Origin of the sequence: Halobaculum magnesiiphilum (assembly GCF_019823105.1) — an archaeon.
Taxonomy (GTDB): domain Archaea; phylum Halobacteriota; class Halobacteria; order Halobacteriales; family Haloferacaceae; genus Halobaculum; species Halobaculum magnesiiphilum.
In genome coordinates this window covers 439,458-459,468 of the sequence record NZ_CP081960.1, presented here as the reverse complement: position 1 = coordinate 459,468, position 20,011 = coordinate 439,458, and the positions used below count along the sequence as shown (strand labels likewise).

Annotated in this window: 17 protein-coding genes and 1 pseudogene; 5 read left to right on the top strand and 13 right to left on the bottom strand. The window is 62.3% G+C overall.

The annotated features are described in order from the left end of the window. Positions 1-445 precede the first annotated feature (445 nt). The 3 genes from K6T50_RS18645 (at position 446) to K6T50_RS18635 (ending at position 3,534) form a co-directional block, all read left to right on the top strand. Positions 446-1,165: a hypothetical protein gene (locus K6T50_RS18645; protein WP_222609332.1), complete on the top strand. Its 720-nt coding sequence runs from the start codon at positions 446-448 to the stop codon at positions 1,163-1,165. A 17-nt stretch (positions 1,166-1,182) separates the two neighbouring features. Continuing rightward, the gene (locus tag K6T50_RS18640; RefSeq protein ID WP_222609331.1) at positions 1,183-1,629 is read left to right on the top strand and encodes an Hsp20/alpha crystallin family protein; all 447 of its coding nucleotides are present in this window, start codon (positions 1,183-1,185) and stop codon (positions 1,627-1,629) included. 687 nt (positions 1,630-2,316) lie between these two features. Continuing rightward, complete coding sequence (locus K6T50_RS18635; protein ID WP_222609330.1) at positions 2,317-3,534, top strand: RNA-guided endonuclease InsQ/TnpB family protein; 1,218 nt, start codon at positions 2,317-2,319, stop codon at positions 3,532-3,534. 176 nt (positions 3,535-3,710) lie between these two features. On the opposite strand, the gene K6T50_RS18630 is transcribed toward K6T50_RS18635, so the two are convergent. After that, on the bottom strand, positions 3,711-4,976 hold the full coding sequence (locus K6T50_RS18630; RefSeq protein ID WP_222609329.1) for an orc1/cdc6 family replication initiation protein: 1,266 nt from the start codon (positions 4,974-4,976) through the stop codon (positions 3,711-3,713). A 1,072-nt stretch (positions 4,977-6,048) separates the two neighbouring features. On the opposite strand from K6T50_RS18630, the gene K6T50_RS18625 reads away from it, so the two are divergent. Beyond that, entirely contained in the window at positions 6,049-6,618 is a 570-nt protein-coding gene (locus K6T50_RS18625; RefSeq protein ID WP_222609328.1) for a TRAM domain-containing protein, read from the top strand. A gap of 132 nt (positions 6,619-6,750) precedes the next feature. Here K6T50_RS18625 and K6T50_RS18620 read toward each other — a convergent pair whose 3' ends face one another. Together K6T50_RS18620 and K6T50_RS18615 are read right to left on the bottom strand one after the other, a co-directional pair. Beyond that, the gene (locus tag K6T50_RS18620; protein WP_222609327.1) at positions 6,751-8,007 is read right to left on the bottom strand and encodes an RNA-guided endonuclease InsQ/TnpB family protein; all 1,257 of its coding nucleotides are present in this window, start codon (positions 8,005-8,007) and stop codon (positions 6,751-6,753) included. A gap of 151 nt (positions 8,008-8,158) precedes the next feature. Continuing rightward, positions 8,159-8,632: pseudogene (locus tag K6T50_RS18615) on the bottom strand (DUF8170 family protein); the annotation flags it as partial. Between the two features lie 128 nt (positions 8,633-8,760). Between K6T50_RS18615 and K6T50_RS18610 the strand changes: the two are divergent. Further along, positions 8,761-9,174, top strand: coding sequence for a helix-turn-helix domain-containing protein (locus K6T50_RS18610; protein ID WP_222609326.1), 414 nt, complete (start codon positions 8,761-8,763; stop codon positions 9,172-9,174). Positions 9,175-9,210: 36 nt separating this feature from the next. Here K6T50_RS18610 and K6T50_RS18605 read toward each other — a convergent pair whose 3' ends face one another. The 10 genes from K6T50_RS18605 to K6T50_RS18560 all read right to left on the bottom strand — a co-directional run bounded on the left by K6T50_RS18605 (position 9,211) and on the right by K6T50_RS18560 (position 19,883). Further along, a complete protein-coding gene (locus K6T50_RS18605; RefSeq protein WP_222609325.1) occupies positions 9,211-9,885 on the bottom strand; it encodes an ABC transporter permease in 675 nt (224 codons plus the stop codon). Then, positions 9,886-10,890 (bottom strand): ABC transporter ATP-binding protein, encoded by a 1,005-nt coding sequence (locus K6T50_RS18600; protein WP_222609324.1) that lies wholly within the window; start codon positions 10,888-10,890, stop codon positions 9,886-9,888. After that, positions 10,887-11,621, bottom strand: coding sequence for an ABC transporter permease (locus tag K6T50_RS18595; protein ID WP_222609323.1), 735 nt, complete (start codon positions 11,619-11,621; stop codon positions 10,887-10,889). The genes K6T50_RS18600 and K6T50_RS18595 overlap by 4 nt, the downstream gene beginning before the upstream one ends. A gap of 1 nt (position 11,622) precedes the next feature. Beyond that, a complete protein-coding gene (locus tag K6T50_RS18590) occupies positions 11,623-12,546 on the bottom strand; it encodes a glycine betaine ABC transporter substrate-binding protein (RefSeq protein WP_225935472.1) in 924 nt (307 codons plus the stop codon). A gap of 112 nt (positions 12,547-12,658) precedes the next feature. Beyond that, a complete protein-coding gene (locus tag K6T50_RS18585; RefSeq protein ID WP_225935471.1) occupies positions 12,659-13,105 on the bottom strand; it encodes a universal stress protein in 447 nt (148 codons plus the stop codon). Between the two features lie 55 nt (positions 13,106-13,160). Then, the gene (locus K6T50_RS18580; protein ID WP_222609321.1) at positions 13,161-13,871 is read right to left on the bottom strand and encodes a helix-turn-helix domain-containing protein; all 711 of its coding nucleotides are present in this window, start codon (positions 13,869-13,871) and stop codon (positions 13,161-13,163) included. Between the two features lie 37 nt (positions 13,872-13,908). Beyond that, entirely contained in the window at positions 13,909-15,222 is a 1,314-nt protein-coding gene (locus K6T50_RS18575) for an MmgE/PrpD family protein (RefSeq protein ID WP_222609320.1), read from the bottom strand. Between the two features lie 7 nt (positions 15,223-15,229). Then, positions 15,230-16,054 carry an amidohydrolase family protein gene (locus K6T50_RS18570; protein WP_222609319.1) on the bottom strand — a complete coding sequence of 275 codons (825 nt, stop codon included), beginning with the start codon at positions 16,052-16,054 and terminating at the stop codon, positions 15,230-15,232. Positions 16,055-16,134: 80 nt separating this feature from the next. Further along, positions 16,135-17,016: a DUF6282 family protein gene (locus K6T50_RS18565; RefSeq protein WP_222609318.1), complete on the bottom strand. Its 882-nt coding sequence runs from the start codon at positions 17,014-17,016 to the stop codon at positions 16,135-16,137. Further along, a complete protein-coding gene (locus K6T50_RS18560) occupies positions 17,013-19,883 on the bottom strand; it encodes an FAD-binding and (Fe-S)-binding domain-containing protein (RefSeq protein ID WP_222609317.1) in 2,871 nt (956 codons plus the stop codon). The genes K6T50_RS18565 and K6T50_RS18560 overlap by 4 nt, the downstream gene beginning before the upstream one ends. Positions 19,884-20,011: the final 128 nt, after the last annotated feature.

The window sequence follows — 20,011 nt, the reverse complement described above, 5'->3', positions numbered from 1 at the left end:
TTTCCGTGTCTCCGCTTTCAGTTTCCGTATCGCTGGTCGACCGCGGGAAAAGTGGGTTGGAGCACCGGCGGTGGTCGCCGGTCGATGTGTCCGATCCGTCCGTCGCGTCGGGCTCGAAGGGACGAACTAGTTGTTTGTATGATAAGATAGCAGGATCGTGTAACGACAGTGGGACTTCTCACCGTAGCACGTCGATCGTATGGGAGTATGATCCACCTACGTTACGCGAGTCCCACGTCACCACGGATCACTAAGTGTGAGCTTCGTGTGAGTAGGTCTGGTGTCGAAGTTACCGACTGGTTCATAACAATACTGGTGCCGACACGCTTCTCGTATGCTTCGCAAGGAGCGCGCCTCGGGAATCCAAGTGATGCTAACGTGTGCGTGATTCCGTTGCCGTGTTCGGATATCGCATCGAGGAGCGTCAACGCGAAGCGAACCACCTATGAGCCAGATTCCGCAACAGCAGCCCGGACAGTACGGTACCGAGTCTAGTTTATCTACCAGCCAGCAGTCCCAGTTCGGTCAGCAGCCGCAGTTCGGCCAGCAACCGCAGTTCGGACAGCAGTCGCAATTCGGCCAGCAACCGCAGGTCGGTCAACAGGGGCAGTTCGGTCAGCAGCCGCAGGTCGCTCAGCAGCCGCAGGTCGCTCAGCAGGGACAGCCGAGTTACCAGGTCCCGCAGAGGCAGTCACCGTCCATGCAGGCACAGCCTCCGGCAGTGAGTCAGGGAATTCAACAGGCCGGATCCCCCTCGCAACAGGTGACGCAGGCCGACGGTCGACAGATCGCCACGACGCTGCAGGAACTTGAACGCACTCTCGAGCAGGCGAACGTGTACGCGCTGGAGAACGGCAACTCCGCCGTCGCACGGATCACCGAGGACCTGGAGACGATGGTCGAAGCGGAGCGCAAGCTGATCCTCCGCCGGTCCCCGTTCGCGGAATCGTTCCGGCAAACCGTCGCTCAGAACCTCCAACAGGCGCTTCAGGAGCTCCAGCAGCAGCCGAACGACCCGGCGCATCAGGAGCTGAACGCGCAGATCCAACAGGCCTCGACGGTGCTCCGGAACGGCTCGGTCCAGATGTCCCCGAGCGAGCGGGGCGTCGGCCAGCAGGCCCGACTGGGTCAGCAGCCCCAGCAATCGCAGCAGCCGCAGAAGTAACCACCTGAGAGAATCGGATGTCCAGTTTCCCATTCAACGAAACGCAGGTCGAGTCGCGCGGCGGCGAGACATCGCAGGCGACCGACTGGAACGTCACGCAATCCACGCAGGAGCCGACGTTCCAGCCAAACCAACAGCGGTTCGCGTACCCGGACGTCGACATCGTCGACGCGGGCGATTCGGTCATCGCCTACGTCGACCTCCCCGGCTATGACGCCGACGACATTCGGGTGCGTATCGATCAACAGACGCTGTTGATCGACGCAACACGTGAGGAGGAGATCGGAGAGACCGACACCGTCGTCGCGCGCGAGCGCCCGACCACCGTCGAGCGGATGGTCACGCTCCCGGCGGTCGTCAGGGCCGGCGGCGCCGAGGCGGAACTCAACGACGGCGTGTGTATGATCTCGCTGCCGAAAGCCGCGACGGATCGATACGAGGAGATTCACGTCAAAGGCGAGTAGGTCGAGGGGCCGTCCGCCCGCCTTCGGCGCGGGCGGTCGAAGCGCCGTCGACGGCGTCCGATCTCAGATACGCAAGTCAGTGCGGTGGTTGTCACACCACAATGTCCGCTGTTCACGGTAAGGCGCGAGCAGAACAGCGGACGCGGTGGTGTCCGGTGACCTCGATTCGGAAGAGTTCTTCATGGAATCAGCGGTATATGGCTCTAATACCTTCGAATTCTGATCGAACCGAGACTGTCAGCTGCGTCGAATGAGTGTCAGTTGTTCCCTCCGCGGGCGAGTCGGAAGGACGCGCGGCGAGTTCGAGCGGCTGTACCGAACCGTTCGAGCCGCATCGACACCACTGTGTCCGCTGTTGTGATGGACAGGGATACGTCGCTGGCCCGGTCGAGTTGTCTGGTCGCCGGGGCGGTGACCGTGGATGAGTGGTGAACCTGACCCACAGACGGCCGGATCTACACCACCGTGTCCGGAGCTTTCACACCACCTCGTCCGCTGTTCGAATTCCGAATACGGTACTCCGATCCCCCGTTCCCGTTCAAGCCATTATTTCACAAGCGGTACAAGGCGGATGCCCCGACCCTTGAGGTCGGGGAGGAAGCGGACAACCGATGACACAAACCACGTTACGATGGTAGGCCGACTCCCAGGCATATAAGTAACACAGACAGTATTTGTGAAAACACAGTGGAATACCGTCGTACCGCCGTGATCAAACTCGACACTCCCGAAGGAGCCGACGCCTCCCTTCGAGAGACGGTCGAGCAGTTCAAACACTGCGCCAACACCGCAAGTGAGTGGTGCTGGCACGGTAACGACGGCTACCACGTCACCTCCAAAGCCAAAGCCGAACGCGCTCTGTACGACCAACTCCGCGACGAAACCGACCTTACCGCGAATCTCGTCCAGAAAGGGATTCGTCGCGCTGTCGAAGCCACCAAAAGCGGAGTCTCGCGTCTTGAACGTGGTGAGAACACGTCGAAACCCCACTTCTCGGCAGACAGCGCAGTGTACGATAAGCGGAGTGCAACGTTCCACCGTGACCACGTATCGCTTTCGACCGTAGACGGGCGCATTGAGTGTGATTACATCCTTCCCGACGACTCGGAGATTCCGCCGACGAAGTACGTCTCCGACCAGGATTTCGAGTTTCGGATGGCGCACTTGCAGTACCGCGACGGCAACTGGTACTTGCACGCATCCATGCGGAAAGTCGAAGCCGACGAGGAACTGTCTGAATCCGATTCCAAGCACAGAACAGTCCTTGGTGTGGATTTGGGCGTGAACAACCTCGCGGTCACTTCGACTGGGGTGTTCTGGTCGGCAGACGAGTTCAACCACTGGCGTCGAGAATACGAGAGGCGTCGTGGCTCGCTCCAGCAGTGTGGCTCTCGTCACGCCCACGAAAACATCGAGTCAGTGGGGCAGAAAGAGTACGGGCGGTTCGAAATACACCTGCACACGGTGGCGAACGAACTTACCGGGGAGGCCGTCGAAAATGACTGTTCGCACATCGTGTTCGAGGACTTGACCCACATTCGGGAGAACATCACCGAGGCGACGTGGCAACACATCTGGGCGTTCCGACGTCTCTATGAGTACGTCGAATACAAGGCCGAAGAACTCGGTATCGAGGCCGTACAGGTTGACCCCCGAAATACGTCGAAGCGTTGCTCGATGTGTGGGTTTACCCACGACGCCAATCGGTCAGGAGCAGCGTTCGAGTGTCAGCAGTGTGGGTACGAGAACCACGCGGACTACAACGCTTCCAAGAACATCGGTTTGCAGTATCTCCGTCGTCGGCAAAACGCAGACGATGGAGGCGCACCCGTAGATGTGCGCTTGAATCGCGGGACGCTGAATGTAAGCGGGGAGTACGTCCCCCCTGCCTCTACTGAGGCATAGAACGGGAGTCCACGCGAAAGCCTCGGGGCTTGACCCCGAGGCGATTTACTCGCTTCCTTCTACTCGCTTCCTCGCCACACCACCTCGTCCGCTGTTACTGATCGCTGCTGCGGCTACTCTGGAGCGGTCCCGGTGTCGCAAGGAGTCTCGGAGGTCAGCGGTCGGTCGTGCCGCGATCAGTCTTCCGCGAAGTCCGAGACGCGAGCGTCGGTGAAGTCGTCAGTCGGGTCTTCGAGGAGGAACTCCTTCACCGACTGGTGAACACCGACGTCCTGAACGGTGTCCGCCATCGCGTCGAGGAGCAGGTCGACGTCCATGTCGAGCGCGTATTCACGATAGGTGCCGCCACGCCGACCCTCGTTTCGCTCAGTCACCGAGATGATACCCAACATCGCCAGTTCCGAGAGGTGATCGCGCATTCGGCGGGGAACGAGCGGATCGCGGTCGGCCATCTCGGCGAAGCGTGTGTACCGCGGCCGAACGTCCCGCGAACGGACCGGAGCCTCGTTCTCGAGATCGAGCGTGAGAAGGGCGTAGAGAACGAGATGCCCGTGCTGGGTCAATCCGGTGATCCCCTCCTTGATCCGACCGCGTTCGAGCGCGCGACGTCCGCGTTCGACGTGTTCCTCGGCGACTCGCTCGGTGTCGTCGTCGCGAGCGAGGTCGCCGGCCTTCATCAGCAGGTCGATCGACTGGCGGGCGTCACCGGCGTCCTTCGCCCCGTAGGCGGCACACAGCGGGATGACGCCGGGATCGAGGACGCCGTCGTGGAACGCGACTTCGACGCGCTGTTCGAGGATCTTCTGGAGGTCCGTCGCGTCGTAGGCGGGGAAGTGGATCTCCTGTTCACACAGCGAGGACCGAACCTTCGGGGAGAGGTCGTCGCGAAACGAGAAATCGTTGGAGATGCCGACGATCCCGATCTTCGCCGTCGAGAGGTTCCCGTTCGCCCGGGCACGCGGGAGCTGATAGAGGATCGAGTCGTCCTCGACGTGATCGACCTCGTCGAGAACGATGAGGATCGTCCCGCCGCACTCGTCGAGTTCGCTCCACAACATCTCGTAGACGCTGGCCCGCGGATACCCGGTTGTGGATATCTGTTCGGTGTCGTCCCGGAACTCATTGACGAGCCGCGTCGCGACCTGATACGACGAGGTCAGCCCGTCACAGTTGAGCGCGACGACGGTGAGCTCGATGTCGTCGTAGTGTGCGGCGTCCTCCTGGAGGTGTTGCAGAAGGTACCGGGTCGCCGCGGTCTTCCCTACCCCGGTCTTCCCGTAGAGGAAGACGTTGTTCGGCTGTTCCCCGTTGATCACGGGTTGGAGCGCGGCGCGGTAGGTGTCGAGCTCCTCATCGCGGCCGACCAACTGCTCCGGTTGATAATCCTCCCGGAGGGCGTCGCGGTCGCGGTAGATATCTGTATCCCGCTCGAACATCCCCATTGGTAGTCGTCGGTACATACGTGGGACGAATGATAAAACCACCGCGTCCGGAGTGTCCGGAGCGTCCGCCGTTTCCGCTGTTCCGGGAGATGGTATAAAATGTATATAATGGCGTTCGGACACACCCCCTCCACTTTGTCCGCTGTTCTGGCGATCAGGTGTCCCCCGGGGGAGGTTGCTGTTCTAGAAACCCGGTGGATTTATATCACACAAACACGAGTTAGTCCGTATGGCAGTAGAAGTTGAGTTTTGATTAGGTGTTTTGAAAGATACTAGAACTGAACGAACTCGTTTCGGCCCGAGAACGTTCGACTTCATCAGCGGGGACACTGGTCCGCAAGAGAACCGCGGACATAGTGGGGGGAGAGTGTCCGACCCGGTTGGAAATCTCACTCGATGGATAGCTATCGGACAACAGACCGAAATACGCCCGGAACTCGGATATCTTCGCGGTTCGACTCACCGAGCTAACACCACCGTGTCCGCTGTTCCGCCGATCGTTTCGCCAGAAGAACGGCGGACATCGTGGTGTGTCCTCGAGATGACGAGGATACACTGCTTTCACCTCTGACGATATCGACGTGGGTTCGTCGTTCCTGACGACGTGGGGTAGAGACGAAACGGATTCATCAGCCACAACGACGCGTCGTCACCATTCGCGACAGTGATCGGGGTCGGAACTCCGGCGAACGTGCGGATTCGAACACCACGATGTCCGCTGTTCTGTTCTCCCACTCCGCGCGACTACACAGAGCTTCTCCTGGAATTCTATTCCAACGGACCCGATCGACCAACGTGTCTCGGCAGAAACTGCGGACACGGTGGTGTTGGCGTGACCGGACCAGCGATCTTCCGGCAATTACGGCGGACATCGTGGTGTAGTTCCCGGTGAGTCGCCCGGTGGAGTCATTGACTGGGCCTTTCGGTCTCTCACGGTGTTGGTCGAGAAGAGTGATCACTGAACAGTCGATCAGTGATGATTCGTTCTCCGAGTTTTCACGTCGAATGACCGATCAGTTTCGGCTTCGGGGACACGTAGGGTTAACATAACTGCGGTGTGAACCTCGAGTGAATGGAGATATCAGAGGATCTACGCTGTGTATTCAGTGCCGAAGTGGAAGAGCAGGACGGGTCGTACGTAGTAGAGGTACCGAAGCAGGAAGTCCGTCTGGACACGCTTCGTCCCGAACACGTCTATCGCGTCGCCATCCTCGGTCAACGCGAGGGTGCGGACGTGGGGGTATCCTCAGACGACGATGTCGACACGGCAACCAGTGATGCCGGAACCAACGGGGTTGATGGATCGGGCGGTGCCTCGACTGACCACCCGAACCACACCGACGCCGAACCGTCGCCAAGTGCTACGTCGTCCGAGGGTTCGGGGGAGCCTTCCGATACAACGAACGAGACGGACGAAACCGGCGAACCGGAGCCCCCGGTCGACCGTGGCGACGAGGTGACCGTCGACATCGAGGGGATCGGCGACCAGGGCGACGGGATCGCCCGCGTCGACCGCGGGTACGTGATCATCGTCCCGGACACGGAGAAGGGGGAGCGGGTCCGGATCAGGGTCACGAGCGTGAAGCAGAACGTCGCGTTCGCGGAGGTCGTCGAGCGGGTCGAACGACACCACTACGAATGAACTGTTGGAGTTGGTGGAAGTGCCACGAATGAACGCCTGACCATGAGCTGTTCTCACGGATGCCTTCAAGCTCTTCCATCCGATTGACATCCTCCTCCGGCTAAAGCCGGAGGAATCCCGAGCGTTGGGATATTAGGGTTTGCAGTCTCCCTGTTCTCTCGTTTTGAACGTCCCGCTCTCGCGGTCGAACAGGAAGACTCCGGGCTGTGCCAACCAGCCGTTACTCATATCCCCGGTCGGGGGACTCTGAGTTATCTTTCTCCGGATGTTCACCGCACCATTCACATCTGCATTCATCGTCGTCTCGCACGACTCACAGACGTACAGCCCTCGCTCCACGCGGTTGCTGTCTCGAATTTGCCCGCAACACGAACACGTCTTCGAGGTGTTCTCCTCGTCTACACGATCAACGAGGATGCCGTGTTCCTCGGCCTTGTATTCAAGAAGGCGGGCGAACCGGTCGAACTCCCAGCCGTGCAACTTCTTGTTCCCCGACGCACCCCAGTTCTGCGAGTCACCGTTCTCATCCTCGCGGATGTCACTGAGGTCGCCAACCGCTATCTTCTCCACGTCTTCTTCGACACACCGCTGAACGATGTGTTTGCTGAGGGTGTGGAGGAAGTGGTCTTTGCGTCGGGAGAGTTTCTGCCGAGCCTTCCGCGCTCTCTTCGACGGGCCATTCTCGCCTTCAGTCTGGTACTCCTCACGAGTGAAGTAGTGCTTATCCTCTTTCAGCACGTTCCCCGGATACAACTCACTCGCGCCGTCTTCGTAGTCGATGGCGAGATAGTTGCTGATTCCGAGATCGATACCCGCTGTCTTGTCACCGGGTGCGTCTTCGACGGAAATCTCTTTCTTGCAGACGAGATGGAGTTCCCACTCGTCGTCGTTCCAGACAGCACGCACCTGCTGGATGTTCTCAACTTCTACGTCAGGGCGGGTTTCGTACTCGGCGAGGATGAAGTCAGACCGACTCTCTTTCAGATTGAAGCCTTTCGAGAGGCGAAGTTGGTCGTGTTTGTCGTCGTACTTGATGGCCCGTTTCTTCCATGTGACGGTGGAGCGTGGGTGGTCGTCGCCACGTTTCCGGTAGCCCGGTGGGTTGTTGCCGTCGTCGGAGTTGTACCAGCCATTGAACGCCTCAGCAAGTTCTTCAAGAACTCGCTGACTTGACTGAGAATGCAGGTCACTGTAGCGTTCGTGGTCTTTCAACTCCGACTTCAATTCGGCTTCGTCAGGTATCTCACCATCGTCATCCCACCGTTGTTGGATGTAGTAGCGTCCGACGTTCCACAGTTTGGATGCGGAGAACCCACACTGGTTGAGATCGTCACGAACCTGTTGGTGGTTCGTGATTCGGGCGACGTAGGTGCGGGTTGTCTCTAGCATCGAACCGACTTCATAACACGTTATTAGAGAGTTCTTATTAAAAACAACGGCCGAGTGTGGAATATCCGGCTGGAATGTCGTCGGTGGATTGTCGGTCAGAATGTCGGATTCATCCCGGGCCTAAAGGCGCGGGTATTCTCCTTGTTCTTTATAACTCGAAGACACCGTCCTGCATCCAACCGAAGGGCTGCTCCTCATCCTCATAGTCTCGTTTGAGGACGTGACTCTTCGCGAAGTACTCAGTCGTGCCGACGAGCAGTCCCTGCTCAACAAGGAAGTCGCTTGGTTCTTTCTCGGCGACACCAACGAGGTAGGTCACGATATCGGCGATCAGACAGAATTTCTGAATACTGTTGTCCCACTCACCCCGAATATCAACCATACGGAAGGCGTAGGCGTTCTGCCGGCGGTTGAGGCGATCGACCACCAGATTCAGTCGGCGGATCGGCTCTCGATCGTAATTCCCGAGCACGAAGTACGACCGATTGCTCTCGTAGACGGGCGTGAGCTCGCTCAGCGTGTGGAGGATTTCTTCGTTGTCGGCCAAGGAGATCTCCTCCTCGTCGAGCTGCTCCTTCGCACTCGTGAGGACCTCCTCAGGGACGGGTGACTCCTCGTTCGACATTGGCGGTCCTTCTCAGTCTTGTGAGATATGGTTTCTGAAGTAATTTACTGGGGTAGTCACTGGTGGCTTACTCTAGAGTGATTTACTCAAGAGTAAACTACTTGGCGCCAGGGCATGTACTGTGCCGTATGAGCTCTGACATTGGGACTGCTGAGGGGATGGAAACCCGCGAACTCGTCCACTTCGTCACCCAGCAGACGCGGTTCGCGCTGATCAACAACATCCTCCAGCACCCGGAGCAGCTCCCGTCGATGTACGAGCTCGAGGAGCTCAACCCCAGCGTGAGCGACGCCACCGTCTACAAACACATCCAGAAGCTGATCGACGCCGGCATCGTGAAAGAGGTCGCCCTCAACGATGACCAGCGCCGACAGGGATATCCCTGGAAGTTCTACGGGCTCACGGAGGAGGGTCGAGCATTCCTCGAAGAGCATAACCTCCTTGCTGCGGAGGAAACCCTCCAGCAGATCTACGAGACTATCTCCGATAAGTCCGAGAAGATGATCAAATACGAGAATGCTCCCCGTCCGGAAGAAGCGTAGCTCCCGATATCTCGACCCAAATCCGTTCTTCAGCAGTTATGCACCGGCGGCAGATTCCTTCTGGAGCCCTTCACCGCCGAGCTGCCGCTCCACGAGCGCGAACAGCGAATCCATACCGATAGCCAGCAGTGCACCGGGAATCGCACCGGCGAGTACCTGTGGCATATTGAACAGTTTGATGCCGACCACGACCCACAGCCCCAGTCCCCCACCGCCGATAAAGAAAGCGAGGTAGGCTGTCCCGACAGTGATGACCGAGGCGGTGCGAATGCCGGCGAATATCACGGGCAGCGCAAGCGGGATCTGAATCTCCTTAAGAATCTCCCAGTCGGTCATTCCCATGCCGCGGGCGGCCTCGACCGTCGACTCGTCGACGTCCTCAATGCCCGTGATGGTGTTGGTGAGGATGGGGAGGATGGCGTAGGTGAACAGCCCCACGAGCGCCGTCGTGAATCCGATGCCGAGGATTGGAAACACCAGGAAGATGATGGCGATGGTCGGCACCGACTGCGCAATGTTGCCGAGTCCGAGGATATACCCCTTTAGCTTCGGCCGGCGAGTTGCAAGGATCCCGCCCGGAACGGCCACGAGGATGGCACAGACGACCGCGACGATCACCAGCTGGAGGTGTGTGATGAGTAGTTCGACAAACTGCTGCTGGTTCGCCAGCAGGTAGTCCCATGCGGCCGGGAGCTGTTGCGGGATACCCATTTACGACCCTCCGTTGCGGCCATCACGGATCGCGGCCTCAGTCACGACGCCGACGACTTCCCCGTCACGAGTGACTGGTAGCGCGTCGACACCGCCTTGGATGAGCCGAGAGAGCGCGACCTGCGTGCTGTCGGTCGGTTCGACTGGGACCACCTCACCACCGTCACCGACGGCTGTGCCTACGGGCCCGTCGCCCTCGATGGCCGCGACGAGCTCACGGTGATCGTCGGTCGGCTCTTCCATGACCTTGCGCACAGGCGTCACCTGGAGCTGTTTCAGCGTTCGGTCGGCGCCGATGAAGTCCTCAACGAACTCGTTTTTCGGGTCCGAGAGGATCTCACCAGGCGTGTCGTACTGGACGAGTTCGCCGACATCGAAGATGGCGATGCGGTCGCCCATCTTCAGCGCCTCGTCGATAGAGTGAGTGACGAATAGGATGGTCGTGTTGATCTCCTCTTGGATGTCGAGGAACTCGTTTTGTAAGTTCTCGCGGGTGATGGGGTCGAGCGCACCGAATGGTTCGTCCATCAGCATTACGTCGGGGTCCGCGGCGAGCGCCCGGGCGACGCCGACGCGCTGGCGCTGTCCCCCTGAGAGTTCGCTGGGATACTGGTCGCGATACTGCTCGGGCGGGAGGTCCATCAACTCCAACAGTTCGTCGACGCGATTATCGATGCGCGCCTCGTCCCAGCTCTTCAGTTCGGGGACGGTCGCGACGTTCTCGCCGACGGTCATGTGGTCGAACAGGCCGATCTCTTGGATGACGTAGCCGATGTCGCGCCGGAGTTCGATTTCGTCGAGCTTAGAGATGTCCGTCCCGTCGAAATACACCGTCCCTTCGGTGGGGTCCTCGAGCCGGTTGACGAGCTTCATGGTCGTTGTCTTCCCACACCCCGAGGGTCCGACGAGGACGGTCGTGGTGCCCTCCTCGACTGCGAAACTGATGTCCTCGATGGCGACGGTACCGTCCGGATACTCCTTGGTGACGTTTTCGAACTCGATCATGAGGTTCCTCCTGTGTTGGAAACCGCGCCTCGCACCAGCCGCGGCAATTGGACGTCCTCACCGTTGCGGAGCCGGAGGACGCGCTCGACCAGTCCGAAGCCGTAGTCGACGGCGAGCGTCAGCAGCGAGAGCACGACGGTGCCGACGACGAGTTCCTGGATGTCCGGCTCGGAGACGCCATTGAAGATGAGGTCACCGAGACCGCCTGCGCCGATGAACGCTCCGATAGCCGCGATGCCGATGAGCACGACAACGGCGTTGCGTACGCCGGCCATAATGACCGGGAGGGCCATCGGGAGTTTCACGCGCCGGAGCCGTTCGACGCGGGTCATCCCGAGGCCGGTGCCGGCCTCGACGGCCGCCGGATCGATCCGGTCAAGCCCGACATACGTATTGCGGATAACCGGCAACTGCGAGTAGAGCACGAGCGCGACGATAACGGGGGGTTTGCCGATGCCGAACGTCGGAATAAGCAACCCGAACAGTGCGATACTCGGAACGGTCATCATCACGCCAGCGAGCCAGAGCACAACCGTCGCCGCCCGGTCGTTGTACGTGATGAGCGTGCCAACCACGACGCCGAGCGGCACCGCGATGGCGATCGCCTGTACGATGATGGAGATGTGTTGGAGAGTGAGCCCCACAAGGCTCCCGCTGTTTGAGAGGATGTACTCAACGTAGGCGTGGACGAACAGCGGGGGACTCACGACGGTCGGGACGGCGGTGAGCATCTCAGATGAGCCCTTCGTTCTTCAGGAACTCCCGGGCTACCTTCTGGGCGTCCTCACCCCCGATGGACACCTGCTTATTCAGATTCCGAATCTGGTCCGTCGAGATCTTTGATCCGATGGCGTTCAGTGGTTCCTTGATCGCCGGGTTCGATTCGAGGGCATCCTGGTTTACCAGCGGCGCCGGGTTGTACACCGGGAAGAACTTTTCGTCGTCCTCCAGCACCACGAGGTCGAACTCGATGATCTTCGGGTTCGTGTTGAACCCGACGCCGACCTGCGCGTCGCCTTGTCCGACTGTCTGGTAGGTGAGTCCTGAGCTCACGTTCGTCACCTCGATTTCCGAGCGGACGTCGTCGAACCCGTAGTGTTTCGCCACCCCGGGCCAGCCGTCGGACCGCTTCTCGAACTCCGCGTTCAACACGACCGTGAAGTCGGTGTTCCCGGCATTGACATACTCGGCGAAATCGGAGATAGTCTGTACCCCGGTCTCCTCGACCCAGTTCGGGTTCGCCGTCAGCACGTACGTGTTGTTGAACGGCGCCCGCTGGAGGAAGTCGAGGCTGTGTCGATCGTTGAACTCCTCGTCGACCTCGTTGTAGATCTCCTCCGAGTCGGTGATGACCTCCTCGTGTTTGGGCGGGAGCGTGGCCCACGCCGTACCCGTGTACTCCCAGTACAGGTCGATTTCGTCGTTCTTCACCGCCCGGAAGTTGGTGGTCGTCCCGCCGAGTCCGACTTCGTTCACGACGTCTACGTCCGTGTTTGCCTTCAGTGACTCGAGAGCCATGTACCCGAGCAGTTCCTGTTCGGTGAACTGCTTGGACCCGACTTTCACCGAGCCGCCACCGCCGCCGACGAAGCTCATGCATCCGGCGAGCGATGTCAGACCGACTGTACTCCCCGCGACGGCTCCCTGCTTCAGCACCTGTCGACGCGTGTGTTTCTCTGTCATTGTCTATCGTGTATGTCGAATGTACTTGGGTAACGGTTCGCGCGAACTATTGTGACCTTTTATTATCCAGCCTTGGACGACTCGGTTACAGCGCGTTCGACGGAACGACGACGATCGGAACCCGAGCCTTGAGGATGGCCTCCTGGAGCGTGCTGCCGAAGACGGCCTTGCCGGCGGGGCTCCGCTTCCGGCTGTACATGTACAGCCGGTCGGCGTCCTCCTCGTCGACCGCCGCAACGATGGCTTCGGCGGGCTCGCCCTCGTGTTCCACGCCGCGGACTTCGGTGTCGATGCCCGCGTCCTCAAGTCGCTGTGTCGCCGCGTTGACTCCGGACTTGCGGCTCGCGAGCTCGTCGACCTTCGCGCGTCCCTCGATATCGAGGTTCTCGTTCGTCGACTCGACCTCGTCGTCGTCGAAGACGTGGGCGACGACCGCCGTGAGGTCGTCGTCGTCCTCCGTATCGACGACGACATCGGCGACGCTCTCCGCCCACTGTGAGTGGTTGCTCGCGGGTAGCAGAACGCGTGTCACGTGCGGACGATCGGCGAGTGACGGCTTCAGTTACCCGCCAAACATATGGCGACGTTTATGGTTCCCCTTCCTCGGCCGCGAGGTTGATATAGGGGAGCAGGAACTCGACGAGTTGGCGTTCTGCCTTCCGAAGGTGAGTCGAGGCGGTGGTCTTGGTAATGCCCATCTCGTCTGCCAACTCCTCGAGCGTGACCTGCCGCGGGATCTCGAAGTAGCCCTCCTCGAGCGCGAGGTTGAGTACCTCGCGCCGTCGTGGCGGGATCGACGCGAGCAACGCCTGCCAACCCGCCCGTGAGGGGACGACCTCCCGGCGGAACTCCTCGCTGATCCGGTCGAGCGTCACGTTGCCGAACTCCTCGAGCAGTTCGATGGCCTTCGACAGTTCGTCACGGTCGTGCAACAAGAGGTCGAAACACTCCCGACCGTTCTCGAGCTTCGTGGGACCGATCGGAAGAAACCCTTCGTACAACAGCGTTTGGAGCGGGGTGAACTCGGTGAGTCCGCCTTCGAGAAACAGCGTCATCGAGATGCGGTCGCGCCCATCGGCTTCGAACTCCTCGACGACCTCCAGTTCGTCGATGAATCGGTGGCTCCCGATCACGTCGAGCACCGTGTCGACTTCGTCCGCGTTGCATTCGACAGCCATGATGCCGACGTAGCGACGGTCGCGGAACGTGGAGGCGATGAACTCGCCGAACACGTCGTGGGCCGCGAGTTTCGCCGTCCAGTCGCCCTCGTACCGGACGCACACCTTCGCAGTCAACATGGCTCCCTCGGATAGAGCTTACCGGGTGGGTTAAGAGTCATGACTCCTCCGACCACGGTGCGAGGAGGGCCCGGACTGGCCGGTCTGGCGCCCGGAGGGTCTCGCGGATCGACTCGACGGCAGTCTCGTCGACAGTTGGTCGAAGGAGCCGGCTCGCTTTCTCGATGCGTTCTCCCTGTGTGAGCGGTCGCTCTCGGGCGCCCGGTGGACGCGTCACGTCCGACTGGTACGTCCCGTCGGTCGTCTCGACGGTGACCCGGGCGAGACATTCGGTGGGGAACCGTTCGTCGAGTGACTCGTCCACGGCGATGTCGATGCGGTCAGCCAGCGATCTGACGGCTGGATCGGACCGCTCCGCCGCGTCAAGGTCGGTCGGTGTGAACCGACCACGGGCCAGAGCCACCGCGACCGGGTACGGGTATGAGTACTCGGCGGCCTCCGCCGAGTCGGGCACGTGTGTGTCCAGGGTTGTCGCCTCCACGAACGTCTCGACCTGCACGCGCTCGATCGTGTCGGGATCGATGGCGGCCCGCTCGCGCAGGTCGATGGCGGCCGCGACACCGGGGTGAGCCCATCGACAGCACGGGTACGGCTTCAAGTATCCCTCGGTGACGTGGAACTGATCGCCCAGCGAGTCGGTGACGTCGACTGACGATTCGTCGAAGACGGTTCCGGAGCCGGTGAAGCCACGTTCGGCAAGCAGCGCCGCCACGGTGCCCGCGTACGCGCCCCAGCCGATGCCGTCTTTCGTCATTCCGGGCTGCTCGACGCCGCGCGTGATGGGCGTCCGCGGTGCGTGGTACTCGGCGGTGCCGAGAGCATGCGCAAGCGTTTCCGAGGTGTTTCCTCGGAGTCGCCCGACGGCGGCCGCGGCTCCGACTGCACCCCACGACCCGGTACCGGTGTAGACGTCGTCGGTTGCGTGGATGGCGAGACCGGCTCTGACCGCGAGTTCGTACCCCACGAGCACGGCGTCGAGGAATCGGCCGACCGTCGCGTCCGCGGCCTCCGCCGCAGCCAGCGCCGCGGGAACGACGACCGCCGCGGGGTGGCCTTTGACCTCGCGGTGGCCGTCATCGATATCGAGCGCGTTGGCGGCGGTGGCGTTCGCCAGCGTCGCCGCCTCGAGCGACACACCAGTGCCGGTGCCGTCGAGAAGCGTGGCATCGTCAGCGCCGGCGAACCGATGGGTGGCGTACGTCCGGACGATGTCGGCCGTGGGAAGTCGATAGCCCGCGGTCACAGTGGCCAGCGTGTCGAGCACTCGGGCCCGGAGGTGGCTGGTGACCGTCTCCGGGACCTCCAGGTGGCTCCCGGTGTGGGCGAACGCGACGGCGTCCTCGGTCGTCACGGGTCGATCAGTCTTCGTCCGCCGTGGCCACTTCCTGTGCGTTCCAGTCCTGCTTCGCGACGTCGAGGTCGTACAGGTCGACGGCGTTTCCGCCGAGTATCTTCCGTTTCTGCTCTTCGCTCGCGCCGATGCAGTCGATCTTCGTGAGCGCGACCGGGATGTTCGTGGAGTGTTCGGCAGCCATGAGGAGCCGGTCTGCGCCGACCGTTTCCATCGCCCGCCGGACGTACATGTTCAGCGCGAGCGTCGTGTCGAGATAGATGTTGTCGTAGCGCTCGGCCATGAGGATAGCCTCCTGCGTCAGCGTGTACGCGCCACCCATGTGCGCGAAGACGATGGGCAGGTCAGGGTAGTCCTCGGCGACCGGCATGAACATCCCGGGGATCGAGAACGGCATTCCGTGTGGACCGGTGTGGACCATCACTGGCACGTCGTTCTCCACGCAGGCATCGTAGACGTCGTACGCGATGTCGGAGGTCGGGTCGACACCCCAGGCCAACGTGTGAAGCTTGACGAACTTGAAGTCGAGCTCCTGAACGCAGCGAGTGATCTCCTCGTGGACGAACTCGGTTCCGAGATGGGGATTGACCGCTGCGGTGCCGAAGATCCGACCCTCGTACGCCTGTGAGGCCTCGTAGATGTGATCGTGAACCTCCGAAACGGAGCGGTCGTTCTCACCGCCGAGCGGCTGGAGAATGGTCGCGTCGACCTCGTTCTCGTCCATCGCGCCGATGATCTGGGCGATGCTTTCGGACCACTCGAACGTGCGGTCCTGTTCCGCGTTGGGGTTGCCGATATGGTGGTGACCGTTTACGACAGGGTAGTCTGCCATTGCACGTCGACGTAGCGGGATATCCCGTATCAGGATTCGCGGCAACATGGCACACCGTTCAAGTGTGGATCGGCGTCCTGCTACTCGCCGAGCAAATCGATCGGCGTCTCACACAGGAGTCGACGGACGGTCCCGCGGTCAAGTCCCGCGTCGACGAGCGCGGCTGCGAACTTCGCGAGTCCTTCGATGGGTGGGTTCGACGCCTGCCCGAAGTCCGTCGCCAGCAGGCAGTGCCTGGGTCCGAGGCGCTCGACCGCCCGGGCGACGCGCTCGACCGTGTGCCTCTCGGTGCTTTGAACGGCATACCCGCAGAACTCCATCACTGCGCCCCGGTCCGCGAGTGATGCCTGCTGGTCGATGGAAAGATCGAGTACGCGAAAGAAGGGGTGGTTGACGAGACATGGAGCGCCCGCGTCGGCGCAGGCGTCGACCACCGTCTCGATTGCGTCGGGGTGGACGTGGCCCGTCCCGAGCACCGCGTCGTGCTCCGCGACGAGGTCGATGACGCACCGAGTGTCGGGCGTCAGGTCGCCGTCGGCGGTGACGTGGAGGTCCTCGTCGGCGTCGGGTACTCGCTGGCCGACGAACTGTTCGACGTCCGCGGCTCGTGCCTGACTCGCGTGGTTATGGCTCCACGCGGTCGGGAGCCAGACAACCTTCGCACCGAGGTCGAGTGCCACCTCCGCGGCGTCGGGGTTGACGCCGCCCACGCTCCCGTTGAGCGCGACCCCGCCGTACAACACCTGTTTGCCGAGCGCCTCGTTTGCGAGTTCGACCCGCCCTGCCGTCGGAACGACGTGGCTCTTGACGACCGCGCCGCGCATCCCCGCGTCCCGCACGGCGTGTGCGAGCGCGACGTCGCTCTGGAACCGCTCGACGAGGTCAGGCGCGGTGTGGACGTGTACGTCGATCGCCCCGTCGAGCAGATCGTACTCCGGTTCCGCGTCGTCGATGGCGGTCACGCGACCACCTCCGCGAGCAACTCCATCGGATGATGTGTCTCCACATCCCGGTCGGCGAGTTGCTGGCTGCACGACGCGCCGCTTGCGGCCACGAGATCGGCGTCCGTGGTGTCGAGCTTCGCCTCCAGTTCGGCGCCAAGCGTCGTCGAGAGGTCGTAGTGCTCAGTCTCGTAGCCGAACGCGCCGGCCATCCCACAGCAGGTGGCGTCGACTGGCTGCACCTCGTAGCCAGTCTGCCGGAGTAGCGCCACTGGGTCGACGTCCCAGCCCTTCGTCGTCGCGTGGCAGTGGCCATGGAACGCGACGGTCGCATCCGTCGTGTCCGCCGCGTCGGCGAGGTCAATGGCGCCGGCGTCCACGCGGTCGCGGAGGAACGACGCGACGGTCCGGCTCACCGCAGGTACCCCGTTCGGCTCGTCAAGCAGGTTGTCGTACTCCGTGAGGGCGCTGACACAGGAGGGCTCAACGCCCACGACCGGAACGCCGCGATCGGCGTACGCGCCCAGGATGTCGGCATTCGTCTCTGCGAACCCGCGTGCCTGCTCGACGAGCCCCTGTGAGAGCGCGGCGCGGCCACAGCAGTCGACTTCGGGGACCTCGACGGCGTAGCCGAGCGATTCGAGCAGCCGTACTGTCGCCTGGCCGACCTCGGGGTGGTTGTACGCCGTGTAGCAATCCGGGAACAGCGCGACCGTGCCACGTTCGCCGGCCGCTGGGTGTGGTTCGTGACTTGCGACCCACTCGGGGAACGGTTCGGCCGCGAACGGGGGGAGCGTGCGTCGCTGATCAATGCCTAGCGTCTTCTCCGCGAGGACGCGCCCCGGGCCGAACTCCTTCAGGCGGTTGGCGAGCGGCGCGAGCGCACTGCCCACTCGATTGAGGACCCGGACGTTTCCGAACAGTCGGGCACGGAGCGGTACCCCCTCCTCTTCGTGCTTCTGGTATTTCGCCTCGGTCTTGATCTTCGCCATGTCGACGCCTGTCGGACACTCGGTCTCGCAGGCCTTACACGCGAGACAGCGATCGAGAACAGCCTCCTGGAACTCATCGCTCGTGAGCGCGTCTTCTCCGAGTTCGCCGTCGATAGCCGCCCGGAGCATGTTCGCCCGCCCCCGGGTGCTCGTGATCTCCTCGCCGGTCGCCCGGTAGGAGGGGCACATCACCCCGCTTCCGGTGGTCCGACACTTCGAGCAGCCGTTGCACTGTTCGACCAACGAGTCGAGCCCATCCTCGTCGCCGAAGTCGAGCGCTGTGTCCACCGCGGCCGGGTCGTACCCCTCGAACCGGAGATCCTCGTCGACCGACGCCAGTTCCCCGTCGCGCGACGGGACGACCTTCGCGGGATTGCAGACGTCCTCGGGGTCGAACGTCCGCTTCACCTCCACGAACGCCGAGTAGAGTTCGTCGCCGTACATCAGGGGGAGATACTGTGAGCGGAGTCGCCCGTCACCGTGTTCGCCGGAGACGCAGCCGCCGATGTCGAGCACGATGTCGTGGACCCGCTCGGATACCGCGCGGAGCGCCTCGCGGTCGGCCTCCTCCTGCAGGTTTAGGAACGGCTTGATGTGGAGAACGCCCTGGCCCGCGTGGCCGAACACGCTCGCCTCGAGGTCGTGCTCGCGGAGTACGTCGCCGACGCGTTCCAGATAGGTCGGGAGGGACTCGGGCGGAATCGCGGCGTCCTCGATGAACGACGGCGCCTGCTCATCACCCATCCGCCGGTTGAGCAGCGGGTTGGACGCTTTCCGCACCTTCCAAAGACGGTCCTGCATCGCGTCATCGGTCGCCCGCTCGACCGCGACCGTCGCGTCGGTTCGAGCGGCGGCGACAGCCGCATCGAGGTCGCCCTCCTGGGCCGCGAGCGTGGTCTCCACCTCAACGAGTAGCGCTGCCCCCGCGTCCTCGGGGACGAGGTCGAACCCCCAGGCGTCGCGGGCGTAGCCGAGCAAGCCGTCGTCGATGAGTTCGACCGTGCTGGGGTCCGCCTCGAGCGTCCCGGCGACGGCGGCCGCGGCGCTGACGACGTCATCGTAGAACACGAGTGCGGCAGCACGGGTCTCCGGCCGCTCTGTCAACTCGAGCGTCACCTCGGTGATGACACCGAGCGTCCCCTCGCTACCGACCACGAGCCGGGACAGGTCGAGCCACTCCCCGTCGGGGTCGGCGGTCGACTCGAGGTCGTAGCCGCTCGAGTTCCGCTCGACATCAGGGTAGCGGGCGTCGATTTCAGCGGCGTGCTCGGCGACGATGTCGCGCACGGTCCGGTGGACCTCGCCGATGCGGTCGTCCCGTTCGAGCACCGCCTCGAGGTCGGCACCTTCGTAGTGCCGGAAGTCGGCGACGGTTCCGTCGGCCAGCACGCACTCGACGCGCCGAACGTTGTCGCGAGTCGTGCCGTGGCGGACTGAGTGGGCGCCGGCCGCGTCGTTGGCGACCATCCCGCCGATTGTGCAAGTGCTTGACGTCGAGGGATCTGGGGGGAAGTGGAGGTCGTGCGCCTCCAGCATCTCGTTGAGGTTATCGAGGACGACGCCTGGCTGAACGGTCACTGTCTGCGCGTCGGGGTCGACGGCGACCACGTCGTCAAGGTGACGTTCGCAGTCGACGACGATACCCTCACCGACCGCGTTCCCCGTCAGCGACGAGCCGGCACCACGGGCCGTGATGGAGAGGTTATGTTCGCGGGCGAACGCCACGATCTCGCGGACATCCTCGCGGGAGCGGGGAAAGGTCACGCCGCTGGGCTCGACCTCGTAGATGCTGGCGTCGGTGGCGTACAGGCGCCGGGCAGCGGCGCCGAAATCCACCTCGCCGTCGAGTCGGACGGCGAGGCCGTCGGGGACAGTCGTCGCGTCGTCAGTGCTCATTATCTAGAGGGTCTCGCCAGCCGCCGTTGGGCTTTCAGACGAACATATGCCGGGGTTTATTCGCCCGGCCCGTCGTTTAAACGGTGGACATGTGGCCGGTAACGCCCTTACCTGGCTGCCGTCAGCCC